This is a genomic window from Clostridia bacterium, from assembly GCA_012840125.1.
Taxonomy (GTDB): domain Bacteria; phylum Bacillota; class DULZ01; order DULZ01; family DULZ01; genus DULZ01.
On record DULZ01000101.1, the window covers coordinates 1 to 14,443 of the forward strand.

Consider the following 14,443-nt stretch of genomic DNA (forward strand, 5'->3'; position numbering starts at 1 on the left):
GCCAGGGCCTCAGAAGTTTAACTGCACATTATCATCAAATTCGTCAAGCTTGGTGAACCGCCGTATACCGAACGGTACGTACGGTGGTGTGAGAGGACGGGGGTTAATCGCCCCCTCCTACTCGATTGATGCGGGGGAAAAGAAGCGGCTGTCGGTATGCCACCACCGGGCCAGGCCCAGGGCAGCGGTGTTTCCGCAGCCGGAGGAATAGACGAAAACCGCCCGCCTACTGCCGGGAAAAAGGCTTTGGAAGACTTTAGATTGATTGCCTGGTCAGGGAGGAGTAATTCATCATCCAGTAAATAAACATGCCTAAAATGGGCAAAGAAAAGGTGATACCCAGCCACAAAAACGGCGATATGCCCAAGGCGGGGCGGGACAATGACTTGGCATCCCGGTAGACGATGATGGTCAAGGAAATGTGGGTGGCCACCAATAACAGCAGCCAGGCGAACCGCAGCCAGAAGAGTAGAGGCATGATGGACATGGAATGAACATACACCATAAGCTCCCCTCCGTCAAAAGGTATTGGGATGAGATACCAGTTACGGTATTTTTTTCAGTATACCAGGGGACCGTTGTAAGGGCAACCGGGGAGTTTCTCCCCCTATAGCAAAGGAGCACTGGGTTAACAAGCCGGGCAGCCGGGGGCTGCTTTCTACAGGCGGATGTGGTTATACCAAGTAGGCAATTTTCGCCCGGGGGAAATGGTGCTCTATTTCCCGGTGGAAAAAGGACTTGATTTCCTCCATGACTGCCGGCGGGTAGACATACTTGCCGTAACCGAACTGGCCGAACTTGAATTTCCGGTTCTCCTCCTCCAGGGGTAAGGTGGTATCCGGGAACACTTCCAAAATCCGTTTCTTGGCCGCTGCCGTGAAGCGGTGGGAGATGAGTTCGAAGGTCAGTGCCCCTGGCGCTGCCGGCCCCAGCTCTTCTTTTAACACCCGGAGCAGGTGGGCGTAGTCTTCTTGCCAGCGGTGGTAATGAAAAATGGGTGCAATCAGGAAGCCCAAAGGGTAGCCTGCCCGGGCCACCTGCCCGGCGGCCCGGATCCGGGCCGGGAGGTTGGGCGTGCCTTGTTCGTAGGATTTGATGATATAATCCGTGTTGATGCTGAAACGGATTTCCGTATGCCCCCGGTGATCCAGGTCCAGCAGGGTATCCAAATCCGTAAACTTGGTAACGAAGCGAAACCGTCCCAAAGGCTCGCGGCTGAAAAACAGGATGGTTTTGGCCAGGGAGCCGGTGTAGGGTTCCACGGGCACCGGATCGGAAGTGGCGGATCCCTCAAACACGGTGATGTCCGGGGTTCTCTGCCGGATATATTCCTTGGCCCGGGCCAGGATTTCATCCAGGTTGACATAAACCCGGACATAAGGTTTCTTGCCGAGAGTGGTGTTTAGATAGCAGTACTGGCACCGGCCGGTGCAGCTGGTGCTGAGGGGCAGCTGGTAGTGGGCGGAAGGTTTACAAGTGGCGAAGTCCAGGGTCCGCCGCACCCCCACCACCAGGGTGCTTTTCGCTGCCAGGTAGGCTTCCCGGGGTGCCTTGCCGGGGATGCCGGTGACCCGGTTGTGGCTCTTGATCATGAAAATAGGAGTGCTTTGGTCTTTAAACCGCTCGTAGAGCTGCCGGCCTAAAGGATACTCCAGGGCTTCCGGTTCGAAATAGACTCTCTTGGGTTGAAACAAGGGCTACCCTCCTTGATGTTAACCTGTAATGCTAGTATGTCCCTCTTGAGCCGGCAAAATATTTTGCCGGGGCGGCAGGAATCTTTTTGCAGGAGCCGAATTGACCATATTATGAAACATGATTCATTTCTTAGTGAGGAGGGTTGCCCATGGTGAAGACCTGGTTTCTGGCAGGACGTCCCTGGTCTTTGACGGCTACTTTTGTCCCGGTAACCCTGGGAGCCATCTTGGCCTGGGACCAAGGCTATTTTCATCCTTTTCTCTTCCTCTTGTCCCTGCTGGGGGGAGCGGCCATCCAGTTAGGGACCAATTACACCAATACCTACGGGGATTACATGTCCGGCGTGGATACCCTGGAGTCCAACCGCACCTCTCCCCAATTGGTGCTGGGCATGCTCAAACCGTCCCACATGCTGTGGGTGGGGATAGGTTGTTTTGCGGCGGCCGCCTTGATCGGCGTGTACCTGGTGGCCTTACGCAGCTGGCCCCTGCTGCTGGTGGGTGTGCTGGGCATTTTAGGCGGGTATTTCTACACCCTGGGCATTGCTTACAAGTACAGGGGCTTGGGGACCGTCCTGGTGTTCTTCTTAATGGGCCCCATGATGGCCTGGGGTGGGTATTACGTGCAAACCGGGACCAATGACTGGCTGCCGGTATGGGCTTCCCTGCCCGTGGGTTTTTTGATTTCGGGTTTGCTGCATGCCAACGACTTCCGCGACATCCGGCATGATGCCGCCGCGGGAATCGTGACCCTTGGGACCATCCTCGGCCATGACCGGAGCCTGTCCTTTTATTATTTCCTGGTGATTGCCGCTTACGCTTGCCTGGTGGCGCTGGTGGTCACCGGGGTGCTGCCCGTCGTCGCTTTGCTGCCCCTGCTGGCCCTGCCCAGGGTGTGGCAGCAGCTGCGGGATGCCCGGGAAGGATGGGCCGGGGATGGGGAAAAATTGGCCTGGTTGGAAAAGAATCATGCCCAGCTGCATTTTCAATTCGGGCTGCTCCTAGTGAGCGGGCTGCTGATCGACATCGTATTGTAGGAGGTATGCCATGGTATCCCGTCAAGTTTCCACGGCCCAGGTGCTGTCGGCCCTGGTCCTGGCGGCTGTTTTCTGGTATTTGATTTTCAGCGTCCAGCTTTTTAATTTCTGGTTATCCATGGCCGTGGCCGCCCCGGTCCTGGCCGGTTTGTCCGTGTTCTTTCAGGGACTGCCGGTGAACCGCCGGGATTTTCACCGGCAGTCCCTGTTGACGGGAGCGGCGGCCGCGGTCCTTCTCTACCTGCTTTTCTGGTTAGGTTACACCATCTCCCAGTGGCTGTTTTCCTTTGCTCAAGGCCAGGTCCATGCCATTTACCAGATCCGCACCCAGGGTGAAATGCTGGTGATGGCTTTGATCTTGCTGTTCATCACCAGCCCGGCGGAGGAAATCTTCTGGCGCGGGTTCATCCAGAAATGGGCCATGGACAGGTTCGGTGACTTGCCGGGCTGGCTGGTGGGTTCCCTGGTCTATGCCGGGGTCCATCTTTCCTCCGGCAATTTCATGCTGGTCATGGCGGCCCTGGTGGCCGGCCTTTTCTGGGGCTGGTTATACCGGCGGGAGCGGAATTTGGCTCCCTGCATCATTTCCCACTGCCTGTGGACGGTGGGCATCTTTCTCTTATTCCCGGTAATGTAAAAGGAATGAAAAAGGGCACCACTATGCTGGTGCCTTCAGACTGTAGGCCAAAGGAACAATTTCTCAGCAAGCTGCGGGCACCAATGGGCCGGTGCCCTTTTTTGGTAATGAAGTATAGGATGAAGCACGGTTCCTGTGACCTACTGCCGGGCGAAGGCCCGCCAGGCGATGTCCCGCCGGTAGTGGCAATGGGCAAACCGGATGGATGCCGCACCGGCATAGGCTTGGGCCACCGCTTCCCGCAGGGTGGGCCCCAGGGCGGTGACGCCTAAAACCCGCCCCCCGGCGGTGACAATCCGGTTTTCCCGGAAGGCGGTGCCGGCGTGAAAAGCCAGGACTCCCTCCGGCAGATCCGCCAGGCCGGAAATGGCATAGCCGGTTTCGTAGGGGCCCGGATAGCCGCCGGAGGCCAGCACCACACAGGCGGCGGCTTCTTCCGCCCAGGTGACATCCAGGTCAGATAAGGTGCCGTCTATGACCGCTTCCATGACTTCCACCAGGTCCGTCCTCAAGCGAGGCAACACCACCTGGCATTCCGGGTCGCCGAAGCGGGCGTTGAATTCCAACACCTTCGGCCCCTCCGCCGTCAAAATCAAACCGGCGTAGAGGACTCCCCGGTAGGGAATTCCTTCCCGGGCCAGGGCCGTCACCGTGGGCGCCAGGATTTTTTCATAAATTTCTTGCTGCAGCTCCGGGGTTTCCAATCCGGTGGGGCTGTAGGCCCCCATGCCGCCGGTGTTCGGTCCCCGATCTCCCTCGTAGACCCGTTTATGGTCCTGGGCCCAGACCATGGGTTTCACCGTTTTCCCGTCGGTAAAGGCCATGACGGTGATTTCCTCGCCCTGTAGGAATTCTTCCACCACCAGGACGGAGGAGGCTTCCCGGTGCTCCGCCGTCAACGTGTCCACCGCCAGGAGGGCTTCACGGGGACCGGCGGCCACGATGACGCCTTTGCCTGCGGCCAAGCCGTCGGCTTTGACGGCGCAGGGGCTGTCCAACTGCTCAATGTAAGCTTTGGCGTCTTGGGGGTTGTGAAAAGTCTGAAAACGGCCCGTGGGGATGCCGTACTTAGCCATGAGCTCCTTGGCGAAGGCTTTGCTGCTTTCCAGCCGGGCGGCGGCTTGGTTAGGCCCGAAAATACGCAAGCCGGCTGCTTGGAAAACATCTACGATGCCGGCGGCCAGGGGAGCCTCCGGTCCCACCACCGTTAAGTCGATCTTTTGGGCAAGGGCAAAATCCCGCAAGGCCGTCAAGTCCGTCGCCGGGATGGGGACGCACTCCGCCTGGGAGCTCATGCCGGCATTGCCAGGAGCGCAGTAGATTTTGGTCACCCGGGGACTTTGGGACAGTTTCCACGCCAGGGCGTGCTCCCGCCCACCGGAGCCTACCACCAGTACTTTCAACACCCATCACTCTCCTTAATCAACACTCTGCGTCCCTGCAGCACCACCCGGCCTTCCGCCAGCCACCGCACCACCTGGGGATAAAGCCGGTGTTCTTCCTGCAGGATCTTGGCCGCCAAGTCGTCGGCGGTATCTTCCGGGTTCACGGCCACCACCCGCTGGGCGATGATGGGGCCCGTGTCCATGCCTTCATCGACGAAGTGCACGGTACAGCCGGTGTATTTCACCCCGTATTTCCACGCCTGCTCCTGGGCATTGAGGCCGGGAAAGCTGGGGAGCAGGGAAGGGTGGATATTGATCACCCGCTGGGGGTAAGCTTGCAGCACCACGGGAGACAGGAGGCGCATGTACCCGGCCAGCACCACCAGCTCCACCCGGTGGGCCTGCAGTGTCTCCACCAGGGCCCGGTCGAAACCCTCCCTGGTGGCATAACCGGCGGGTTCAATGACCCGCGTGGGGATGCCGTGGCGCGAGGCTCGTTCTAATGCTTTAGCCTGGGGATTGTCGGAAACGACTAGTACAATTTCCCCGCCCAACCGGTCGGCGTTTTGCGCTTCAATCAGAGCCTGCAAATTGGTCCCTCGCCCGGAAGCCAGAACCGCAATTCTCAACAGGGGGCGCATGGTATTCCTCCTTTGTTTCCGCCGGTTAGAAGTACCGTGTTACCGGATCTTGCCTGCCTGTTTCAAGCTAAAGGGGGGTCAAATCTGGTTACCCCGCTGCCGGGGATGATGGAACCGATGGTATAAGCGGGAAGACCTTGGCTCGCCAATTCTTCCTTGACCGCTGTTTCTTCCCGGGGATCCACGATCAATACAAAACCGATGCCCATATTGAAGGTACGGTACATTTCCGAAGGCGCTACCGGGCCCTGCCGGGCGATTAACTCGAAAACCGGCGGCACCGGCCAGCTGCCTACCTGCACCAGGGCATCGAATTGGACGGGAAATGCCCTGGGCAAGTTTTCCACCAAGCCGCCTCCCGTGATATGGGCCATTCCCTTGACTTGGTATTTCTCCAGTAAAGGCAGTACGTATGGCACGTAGATCCTGGTGGGGGTGAGCAGTTCCTTTTTCAGCGCCGCCGGGTCCCCGGCGGCACCGGGCCGTGCTCGTTCCCGGTCAAAAAGCACTTTCCTGGCCAGGGAAAAGCCGTTGGAGTGGAGCCCGCTGGACGCCAGGCCGATGAGTTTGTCACCGGCGGTGACCCGGGAGCCGTCAATGATCTTCTCCCGCTCCACCACACCCACGGCAAAGCCGGCCAGGTCATAGTGGTCCGGTGGGTAGAAACCGGGCATTTCCGCCGTTTCACCCCCAATTAAGGCACAGCCTGCTTGCCGGCATCCTTCCGCTATGCCCTTCACCACGGCTGCCGCTTGTTCCGGCACTAGACGGCCGGTGGCCAGGTAATCCAGGAAGAATAAAGGCTCGGCTCCTTGTACTAAAATGTCATTAACACACATTGCCACCAGGTCAATGCCGACGGTGTGATGTTCATCCAGGTCAAAGGCCAGCTGCAGTTTGGTGCCTACCCCGTCGGTGGAGGCTACCAGCACCGGTTCCCGGTAGCGGCTGGGGTCTAAAGCGAACAACCCGCCGAAACCGCCGATGCCGGACAATACTTCCGGCCGGGTGGCGGTACGGGCATGTTCCTTGATCAATTCCACCGTCCTATTTCCCGCGTCGATATCCACCCCGGCCTCCCGGTAGCTGATCGCCTTGGTCCGTTCAGACAAGGGAATTCCTCCTTCCTAAGACTTAGTAGCTTTCCTGGCCGCCGGGCTTGCCCGCTATGTAATTGGCGTCGAAACAAGCGGTACAGAACCGGTCCTTGGGGCCTTGGAAAGAGTTGAGCAGCCCGGCCAGGCTGAGGTAATGGAGACCGTCGGCTCCGATATACCGGCGCGTGCCTTCAAGGTCGCCCTTTGCGGCGATTAATTCTTCCCGCTGGGAAGTGTCGACGCCGTAGTAACAAGGATACAGGACCGGTGGGGAGGTAATGAGCAGGTGGACTTCGCCCACCTCTACCCGGCGCAGCAGTTCAATGATTTTCTTGCTGGTGGTGCCCCGCACCAGGGAATCGTCCACCAGGATGATTTTCCGGCCTTGCACGATTTCCCGGATGGGATTGAGTTTCAAGCGGACGGCCACGTCCCTCATCTTCTGGGAGGGCCGGATAAAGGTGCGGCCGATGTACCGGTTCTTCATGAGCCCCTCGCAGAAGGGGAGCCCGGTGGCTTCGCTGTAGCCGGCGGCCGCGGCCGTGCCGGAATCGGGGATAGGGATCACCAGGTCCGCGTCCGGACGAACCTCTTTAGCCAGCTGCCGGCCCATTTCCCGGCGCACGATATTGACGGTTTCCCCGTCAATGATGCTGTCCGGCCTGGCGAAGTAGATGTATTCAAAGATGCAAACGGCGCGGCGCACCGGTACCATCGTCTGGTAGGAAGTGAGCCCGTTTTCATCAATGACCAGGATTTCCCCTGGTTCCAGGTCCCGGATAAAGGTAGCTCCTACAATATCCAACGCACAGGATTCCGAGGCCAGCACATAACCGTTCTCCAGTTTCCCCAGGCACAAAGGCCGGATGCCGTTGGGGTCCCGGACGCCGATGAGCTGTTTTTCGTTCATCACCACTAAGGCATAAGCCCCTTTGACGTCGATCATGCACTTCATCAAGGCTTCCGGCAGGGGATTCTGCCCGTAACGGGCAATGAGATTGACGAACAGCTCCGCTTCCGCATTAGACTGGAAAACGGATCCGTTAAAGGCTAAACGGTGATGGAGTTCGGCCCCGTTGACCAGCTTGCCGTTTAAGGCCAGGGCCACTGAGCCCCGCAAGTAATTGAAAGACAGGGGCTGGGCACCGGATAGGGAAGTGGCCCCGGTGCCGTAGAGGACATGCCCGACGGCGATATGTCCCTTGAGCTTCTGCAAGGTTTCTTCCGGGAATACTTCCGCTACCAATCCCTTGTTTTTGTACACCTGAATTCCTGTCCCGTCGGACACGGCGATGCCGGCACATTCCTGGCCCCGGTGCTGCAAGGCGTAGAGGCCGTAATAGGTTAGCATGGCTGCGTCCAGGCCCGGGGCAAAAATGCCGAAAACGCCGCACGCTTCACGGAATTGGCCGGTCATTTAGGCGCCTCCTTTTAACCGGTGGAACACTTGCACATAGGCGTCTTCTACCTGTCCCAGGTCGTGGCGGAAGCGGTCTTTGTCCAGTTTTTCCATGGTGTCTTTGTCCCAAAGCCGGCAAGTATCCGGGGAGATCTCATCCCCCAGTATCACCCGGTCCCCGTGGCGGCCGAATTCCAGTTTAAAATCCACCAGGATAAGATTGGCGGCCAGGAACCGCTGCTGCAGCAGCTCGTTGATCCGGTAGGACTGGGCTTTGATAAGAGCCACTTCTTCCGGTGCGGCCAGTTCCAGCACGGCGATGTGGTCTTCATTGATCATGGGATCTCCTAAAGCATCGGATTTATAGCAGAATTCCAACACAGGGTGTTTCAAAGGTGTTCCTTCCGGGATGCCCAGCCGCTTGGACAAGCTGCCGGCGGCAATATTGCGGACGATCACTTCAATGGGGATGATCTCCAGCCGGTGGACCAGCATCTCCCGTTCCCCCGCCAGCTGCAGGAAATGGTTGTCAATTCCGTTGTCTTTCAAGTAGCTGAAAAGCAGGGCGGAAATCTGGTTGTTGTAATAGCCCTTGTCTTGAATGGTACCTTTTTTCAAATTATTAAAAGCGGTGGCGTCGTCTTTATATTCCACCCAGTAAACCGCCGGATCGTCCGTTTGATAAATCTTTTTCGCCTTGCCTTCATAGAGCTGATCTAGTTTCGTGACCAATGGTACCTCCCCCTTGTATCCATCATTCGAGACCGGCTTTCCGGAAAATATAGTCCACTTGCTTGAGATGATAGCCGTAATCGAATAACCGGGAAATCTCCTCGCTGCTCAAGTACCTGGTAATGTCAGGATCGTTCAGGATCAACGCTTGGAAGGGCGTGTTTTCTTCCCAAGCCTTAAGAGCGTTACGCTGGACCCAGGCGTAGGCTTCTTCCCGGAGCACTCCTTTGTCTACCAGTGCCAGCAGCACCCGCTGGGAAAAGACCAGCCCGTGGGTGTGGTCCAAGTTCTGCCTCATGTTTTTTTCATGGACCACCAGGTTCTCAATGATATGGGTGAATTTGGCCAGCATGTAATCCAGCAAAATGGTGCTGTCCGGGATAATGACCCGTTCGGCGGAGGAATGGGAAATATCCCGCTCATGCCAGAGGGCCACGTTTTCCAAAGCGGTGAGGGCATGGCCTCTCAGGATCCGGGCCAGCCCGGAAATCCGTTCATTAAGAATGGGATTCTTCTTATGGGGCATGGCGGAGGAGCCTTTCTGGCCCCGGGCAAAGGGTTCCTCTGCTTCCAGCACTTCCGTGCGCTGCAGGTGCCTTAGTTCAGTAGCAAATTTATCTAAGGAAGAGCCGATGAGGGCCAGGGTGCATACGTATTCCGCATGCCGGTCCCGCTGGATGATCTGGGTGGACACCGGTGCCGGTTTCAGATCCAGTTTCCGGCAGACATATTCTTCCACCCGGGGATCGATGTTAGCGTAGGTGCCCACGGCGCCGGAGATCATGCCCACGCTGATGTTTTCCCTGGCTTTTTCCAAGCGGGCGATGTTCCGCCCCGTTTCCTGGTACCAGAGGGCCATTTTGAGGCCGAAAGTGGTGGGTTCAGCATGGATACCGTGGGTCCGGCCCATCATCAGGGTGTATTTATACTGCCGGGCCTTTTCCGCCAGGGCTTGCTGTAGGGTATGCAGTCTCTTCAGCAGCAGGTCGGCGGCGTCCCGCATCTGGAGGGCCAGGGCGGTGTCCAGGACATCGGAAGAAGTCATCCCCAGGTGGATGTACCGGGATGCTTCGCCCACTTTTTCCGCCACCGCCGTAAGAAAAGCAATGACATCGTGATGGGTGACCTGCTCTATCTCCTGGACCCGCTTTAAATCAAAACCGGCGTTTGCTTGAATCCGGCGCCAGGCTTCGGCCGGGATGTGGCCCAACCGGGCCTGGGCTTCGCAAGCCAGGACTTCAATCAAGAGCCATTTTTTCAGCTTGTTTTCTTCCGTCCAAATGGCCCCCATTTCCGGCAGTGTGTAACGTTCAATCATGGGTAACACCTCGCATATGGTTTAAGACCGCTGCTTAAGGTAAGCTTCCGCCCCCAAGGACTGCAGGCGGCGGTTTTTCTCTTGCACTTCCCCGGCCAGGTTAGCCCGGTATTGCCCCAGGCGCTCCCGGACGGCCGCATCCTGCAGGGCTAAGATCTGGGCGGCAAAAAGAGCCGCATTCTTGGCCCCGTTGATGGCCATGGTGGCTACGGGAATGCCTGCCGGCATTTGCACGATACTGTACAAGGAATCCACCCCGCCCAGGGTTTTCGTGGCCATGGGCACCCCGATCACCGGCAGCACGGTGAGGGCGGCTAAGACTCCGGGCAAGTGGGCGGCGCCCCCGGCCCCGGCGATGATCACTTGCAAGCCCCGGTCCGCAGCGGTTTTCGCGTAATCAAAGGCCTGTTCCGGGGTGCGGTGGGCGGAAGCGATGACCACTTCATAACCGATTTGCAATTCCTCCAGCAGGTCGGCGGCTTGTTTCATGATGGGCAGGTCGGAGTCACTGCCCATGACGATGCCAACCTTGATCTCATTCACAGGAACCACTCCTCTGATGCTTGTTCTCGGCCCTGTATCCAGCCGTGGCGAGGCCGGTAGTTGGGCCGGGTGCTGTTCCCGGTTTACCGGAAATAGGCAATGCCGGCCTTAAACAAGGGCATTTCCCTGGTGCCCGGGATATTGATGGCGGTATACGGCCCCCAGCGTTCCGGATGGGACATCTTTCCGAGGATTCTCCCGTCGGGGCTGGTGATACCTTCGACGGCGTACCAGGCGCCGGTGGGGTTGTCTTCGTAATCCAGGGCCGGCTGCCCTTGCTCATCCACGTACTGGGTGGCTACTTGTCCCTGCCGGAACAGTGCGGCGGCTTCTTCCGGTGGGGCGATGAAGCGTCCCTCCCGGCATGACACGGGAACCACATATGCTTCGCCCACTTCCGTCAAGGCCAGCCAGGGAGACAGGGTGGAGACCACTTTCGTCTTCACGTACTGGGCCTCATGCTGCCCGGTCCGGTTAACGGCCAGCAAAGGTGCCCGTGGGTGCAGGGGACGGAACCGTCCGTAAGGCAAAAGCCCGGTGCGCAGTAGAGCCTGGAACCCGTTGCCGAGGCCCAGTATTAAGCCGTCCCTGTCCAAAAACGCCAGGATGCTTTCCTGCACCCGGGGATGTCTTAGGATGAGCTCGATGTATTTCCCGGACCCTTCCGGTTCGTCCCAGTTGGCAGCCCCGCCGGGCAGCACCAGGATTTGAGCGGCGGATAAGGCTTCTGAGAACCGGTTTAGGGATGCCGCCAGGCCGTCTAGGGTCCGGTTGGTCAGGACCAGGGTTTCCACGGCGCCGCCGGCCCGGGTAAAAGCTCGCCCGGTTTCGTATTCCCCGTTGGTGCCGGGAAAAACGGCGATTAGCACCCTGGGCCGGGCTAAAGGAATGGATGCCTTGCGCGTCTTCCGGTGAGTGGCCCCCCCTTGGTCCCCCGGCGGAGGCAGCGGTTCATTTTGCTGCAGGACGCCGCCAAAAATGCCTGCTAAAGGCCTGTGCCAGGCGGTATAGGCTTCCTGCAAGGTGATAGCCACGCCGTTGACCACGATGGTTTCTTCCGCCTGGGTACGCCCCAGGCGGCGGAAAGGCACCCCGGCCAGTATTTCCTCCGGGGCCAGGTCCCCGGGCATTTCCAAGACGATGGTTCCATAATCCGGGGCGAACAATTCCTCCGGGCTCAAGGGTTCCTCCAGCACAAATCCAAGGCGGTTGCCGAAAGCCATTTTGCTTAAGGCGACTGCCAGCCCCCCGGTTTTGACGGTACCGGCGGCCAGAACATAACCGGCTTGGATGAGGGCGTGGATCTGCCGGAAATTAGCTTTCAGCTGCTCAAAGTCAGGGATCCCGTTTTCATCCTTGGGAGCAGGGATCAGGACAATCAGGCTGTTGGGCTTTTTGAATTCCGCTGACACCGCCCGGGTGACGTTGACGGTGTTGACCGCGAAAGCTACCAGGGTCGGGGGCACATCCAGGTCATGCCAGGTGCCGGACATGCTGTCTTTCCCACCGATGGAGGGGAGCAGCAGTTGCTTTTGGGCCCAGTAAGCGCCCAGCAGGGCGGCAAAAGGTTTGCCCCATTTTTCCGGCTGCCGGCCTAGTTTCTCAAAATACTCCTGAAGGCTGAGCCTGATGGTGGTGTAATCGCCGCCCAGGGCCACGTTTTTGGCCACGGCTTCCACCACGGCGTAGAGCCCGCCGTGGAAAGGAGACCACTGGGTGAGCTCCGGGTTAAATCCGAAAGTCATAATGGTCCCGGTGGTGGTTTCACCGTCCGGTACCGGGACCTGGCTGACCATCCCTTCCTGCGGCGTGCTTTGATACTTCCCGCCGTAGGGAGCCAGGACCGCGTGACCCCCTGCCGTGGCATCGAACAGCTGGGCCAGGCTCCGCTGGCCGGCGTTATTTAATTGCTGCAGGTGGGCCAGCCAGGCCTTTTTCAGATCGTCACCTTGCACAGGCGGCCCGGGAGGGGAGAAGTAGTTGTTTTCCCCGGCAGGGGCGGTAATCCTGACTTGGACTTCTTCTTTGATGCCGCCGGAATTCAGGAAGTCCCGGTCTAAATCGACAATGAGGTCTCCCTGCCAGTAGATTTTCAGGCGGCGGTCCGGCGTCACCCCGGCAATGGGGGTGGCGGCCAGCCCTTCCCCTTCCGCCAGTTGGAGAAAGGCGGGCACGTTTTCCGGGGCAATGACCACCGCCATTCTTTCCTGGGTTTCAGCCGTGGCGATTTCGGTGCCGTCCAACCCGCCGTAGGCGAGGGGAACCTGGTCCAGGTCTATGACCAGCCCATCTGCCAGTTCGCCGATGGCGACGGAGATACCGCCGGCGCCGAAGTCGTTGCATTTCTTGATGAGACTGGTGGCTGCCGGGTTCCTGAACAAGCGGATGAGCTTCCGTTCTTCCAGCGGGTTCCCCGCCGGCACTTCTGCTGCCCCCGGTTGCTGCGGGGAATGCCCCAGCTCCTTGGAAGAGCCGGTGGCGCCGCCGCAGCCGTCCCGTCCCGTCTTGTTGCCGACCAGCAGGATCACGTCCCCGGGCTGCGGCTTTTCCCTGTGGACCCAGTGGGCCGGGGCCGCCGCGATCAGGGCGCCCAGTTCCATCCTTTTGGCGCGGTATCCTTCATGATAGATTTCCACCACTTGACCGGCGGGTACGCCTACTTGATTGCCGTAGCTGCTGTAGCCCAGGGCGGCGGTTTTCGTGAGGTATCGCTGGGGCAGTTTACCCGGCAGCGTCTCTTCGATGGGGGTACGGGGATCGCCGCTGCCGGTAACCCGCATGGCTTGATAAACATAGGAGCGCCCGGACATGGGATCCCGGATGGCCCCGCCCAGGCAGGTGGCGGCCCCGGCAAAAGGTTCGATTTCCGTCGGGTGGTTGTGGGTTTCGTTCTTAAACATCAGCAGCCAGTCTTCCCGTTTGCCCTTGTGCTCCACGGCAATTTTGATGCTGGCCGCATTGGTCTCCTCGGATTCCTCCAGGTCCGGGAGAGCCCCAAGTCTGCGCAGTTCCTTCATGCTGATGGTGGCCAGGTCCATGAGGCAGGGGGCTTTCTGTCCTGCCAAACCCAGGGATTCCCTGGCTGCCAAATAAGCTTCATGAGCGGCTTTGATGGGCTCCGCCAGGGGTCCTCCTGCAATTTCCACGGCGGCAATGGGCGTGTTGAAAGTTTTATGCCGGCAGTGGTCTGACCAGTATGTATCTAAAATCCGGATTTCCGTGACCGTGGGGTCCCTTTGTTCCTGGTCCCGGAAGTAAGCCTGGCAAAACTGCAGGTCAGCCAAGCTCATGGCCAGTCCCAGTTCCCGGCCCAGGGAGGCCAGTTCATCTTCCCTTTTCCGGGTGAAACCTTCCAAAACGGCGATTTTGGGCGGGGCTGCCGGTGCTGCCTGCAGGGAGGCCGGTTTTTCCCAGTGTCCCTCCCGGGCAGCCAGGGGATTAAGCCAGTAGGATTTGATGCGGTCCAGTTCGGCCGGGGACAGCTCGCCGGAGAGGACCAGTATTTCCCCGGTACGGGCCACGGAGTCCGGTTGCCCCGTCAAAAGCATGATGGCTTGCGCGGCGGCTGCTTCTTTGGGATGGAATTGGCCCAAGAGCGGTTCTTTGATGAGGATGTGATCAGTTGGCTCTAGGGGCAGGGTTTCGACATAAATCTTATCGGCCATGGTCTCAGGGAACAAGGCGGCCAGCACCTGATCCCGGTGTTCCTCCGGCAGAATCATATCGTAGCGGTGAATGAGCCGCACCCCTTTGAGACCTTTAATGCCTAAGTATTCTTGCAATTCTTGCTGCAAGAGTTGGGCCGGGGCATCAAAGCCCGGTTTTTTTTCCGCAAAGATCCTGACAACCTGACTCATAGGGAGCCTCCTTTGTGAGGGATGGGCGAGTGAGCATTTCTTATTTACAAGTCTATCTTAACATGCTAGAATCTATTAGCAAAATTAATAATTCTAATATTTA

13 protein-coding genes are annotated in these 14,443 nt (G+C 58.6%); 3 read left to right on the forward strand and 10 right to left on the reverse strand.

What is annotated here, in order from left to right; all coding sequences use genetic code 11:
• Nucleotides 1-49: 49 nt before the first annotated feature.
• Nucleotides 50-211, forward strand: coding sequence for a hypothetical protein (locus GXX34_11790; protein ID HHW08188.1), 162 nt, complete (start codon nucleotides 50-52; stop codon nucleotides 209-211).
• Between the two features lie 45 nt (nucleotides 212-256).
• On the opposite strand, the gene GXX34_11795 is transcribed toward GXX34_11790, so the two are convergent.
• Both GXX34_11795 and splB read right to left on the reverse strand, forming a co-directional pair.
• The gene (locus tag GXX34_11795) at nucleotides 257-487 is read right to left on the reverse strand and encodes a hypothetical protein (GenBank protein ID HHW08189.1); all 231 of its coding nucleotides are present in this window, start codon (nucleotides 485-487) and stop codon (nucleotides 257-259) included.
• Between the two features lie 187 nt (nucleotides 488-674).
• Complete coding sequence (gene splB, locus GXX34_11800) at nucleotides 675-1,694, reverse strand: spore photoproduct lyase (GenBank protein ID HHW08190.1); 1,020 nt, start codon at nucleotides 1,692-1,694, stop codon at nucleotides 675-677.
• Nucleotides 1,695-1,843: 149 nt separating this feature from the next.
• Here splB and menA point away from each other — a divergent pair, with 149 nt between their 5' ends.
• A complete protein-coding gene (gene menA, locus GXX34_11805; protein HHW08191.1) occupies nucleotides 1,844-2,731 on the forward strand; it encodes a 1,4-dihydroxy-2-naphthoate octaprenyltransferase in 888 nt (295 codons plus the stop codon).
• 10 nt (nucleotides 2,732-2,741) lie between these two features.
• Nucleotides 2,742-3,368 (forward strand): CPBP family intramembrane metalloprotease, encoded by a 627-nt coding sequence (locus tag GXX34_11810; protein HHW08192.1) that lies wholly within the window; start codon nucleotides 2,742-2,744, stop codon nucleotides 3,366-3,368.
• A gap of 140 nt (nucleotides 3,369-3,508) precedes the next feature.
• On the opposite strand, the gene purD is transcribed toward GXX34_11810, so the two are convergent.
• The 8 genes from purD to GXX34_11850 all read right to left on the reverse strand — a co-directional run bounded on the left by purD (nucleotide 3,509) and on the right by GXX34_11850 (nucleotide 14,340).
• Nucleotides 3,509-4,771, reverse strand: coding sequence for a phosphoribosylamine--glycine ligase (gene purD, locus GXX34_11815; GenBank protein ID HHW08193.1), 1,263 nt, complete (start codon nucleotides 4,769-4,771; stop codon nucleotides 3,509-3,511).
• On the reverse strand, nucleotides 4,768-5,394 hold the full coding sequence (locus tag GXX34_11820; protein ID HHW08194.1) for a phosphoribosylglycinamide formyltransferase: 627 nt from the start codon (nucleotides 5,392-5,394) through the stop codon (nucleotides 4,768-4,770). Before GXX34_11820 ends, purD begins: the two co-directional genes overlap by 4 nt.
• Nucleotides 5,395-5,456: 62 nt before the next feature.
• On the reverse strand, nucleotides 5,457-6,506 hold the full coding sequence (locus tag GXX34_11825; GenBank protein HHW08195.1) for a phosphoribosylformylglycinamidine cyclo-ligase: 1,050 nt from the start codon (nucleotides 6,504-6,506) through the stop codon (nucleotides 5,457-5,459).
• Nucleotides 6,507-6,528: 22 nt separating this feature from the next.
• Complete coding sequence (locus GXX34_11830) at nucleotides 6,529-7,908, reverse strand: amidophosphoribosyltransferase (protein HHW08196.1); 1,380 nt, start codon at nucleotides 7,906-7,908, stop codon at nucleotides 6,529-6,531.
• Nucleotides 7,909-8,622, reverse strand: coding sequence for a phosphoribosylaminoimidazolesuccinocarboxamide synthase (locus tag GXX34_11835; GenBank protein ID HHW08197.1), 714 nt, complete (start codon nucleotides 8,620-8,622; stop codon nucleotides 7,909-7,911).
• Between the two features lie 22 nt (nucleotides 8,623-8,644).
• On the reverse strand, nucleotides 8,645-9,940 hold the full coding sequence (locus GXX34_11840) for an adenylosuccinate lyase (GenBank protein HHW08198.1): 1,296 nt from the start codon (nucleotides 9,938-9,940) through the stop codon (nucleotides 8,645-8,647).
• Between the two features lie 21 nt (nucleotides 9,941-9,961).
• Nucleotides 9,962-10,456 (reverse strand): 5-(carboxyamino)imidazole ribonucleotide mutase, encoded by a 495-nt coding sequence (purE, locus tag GXX34_11845; GenBank protein HHW08199.1) that lies wholly within the window; start codon nucleotides 10,454-10,456, stop codon nucleotides 9,962-9,964.
• Between the two features lie 110 nt (nucleotides 10,457-10,566).
• Complete coding sequence (locus GXX34_11850) at nucleotides 10,567-14,340, reverse strand: phosphoribosylformylglycinamidine synthase (protein ID HHW08200.1); 3,774 nt, start codon at nucleotides 14,338-14,340, stop codon at nucleotides 10,567-10,569.
• Nucleotides 14,341-14,443: the final 103 nt, after the last annotated feature.

Coding starts and splice junctions, on each gene's coding strand:
- GXX34_11795 (HHW08189.1), bottom strand. CDS start 487: ATGTCCATCATGCCTCTACTCTTCTGGCTGCGGTTCGCCTGGCTGCTG.
- menA (HHW08191.1), top strand. CDS start 1,844: ATGGTGAAGACCTGGTTTCTGGCAGGACGTCCCTGGTCTTTGACGGCT.
- GXX34_11810 (HHW08192.1), top strand. CDS start 2,742: ATGGTATCCCGTCAAGTTTCCACGGCCCAGGTGCTGTCGGCCCTGGTC.
- GXX34_11820 (HHW08194.1), bottom strand. CDS start 5,394: ATGCGCCCCCTGTTGAGAATTGCGGTTCTGGCTTCCGGGCGAGGGACC.
- GXX34_11830 (HHW08196.1), bottom strand. CDS start 7,908: ATGACCGGCCAATTCCGTGAAGCGTGCGGCGTTTTCGGCATTTTTGCC.
- GXX34_11840 (HHW08198.1), bottom strand. CDS start 9,940: ATGATTGAACGTTACACACTGCCGGAAATGGGGGCCATTTGGACGGAA.
- purE (HHW08199.1), bottom strand. CDS start 10,456: ATGGGCAGTGACTCCGACCTGCCCATCATGAAACAAGCCGCCGACCTG.
- GXX34_11850 (HHW08200.1), bottom strand. CDS start 14,340: ATGAGTCAGGTTGTCAGGATCTTTGCGGAAAAAAAACCGGGCTTTGAT.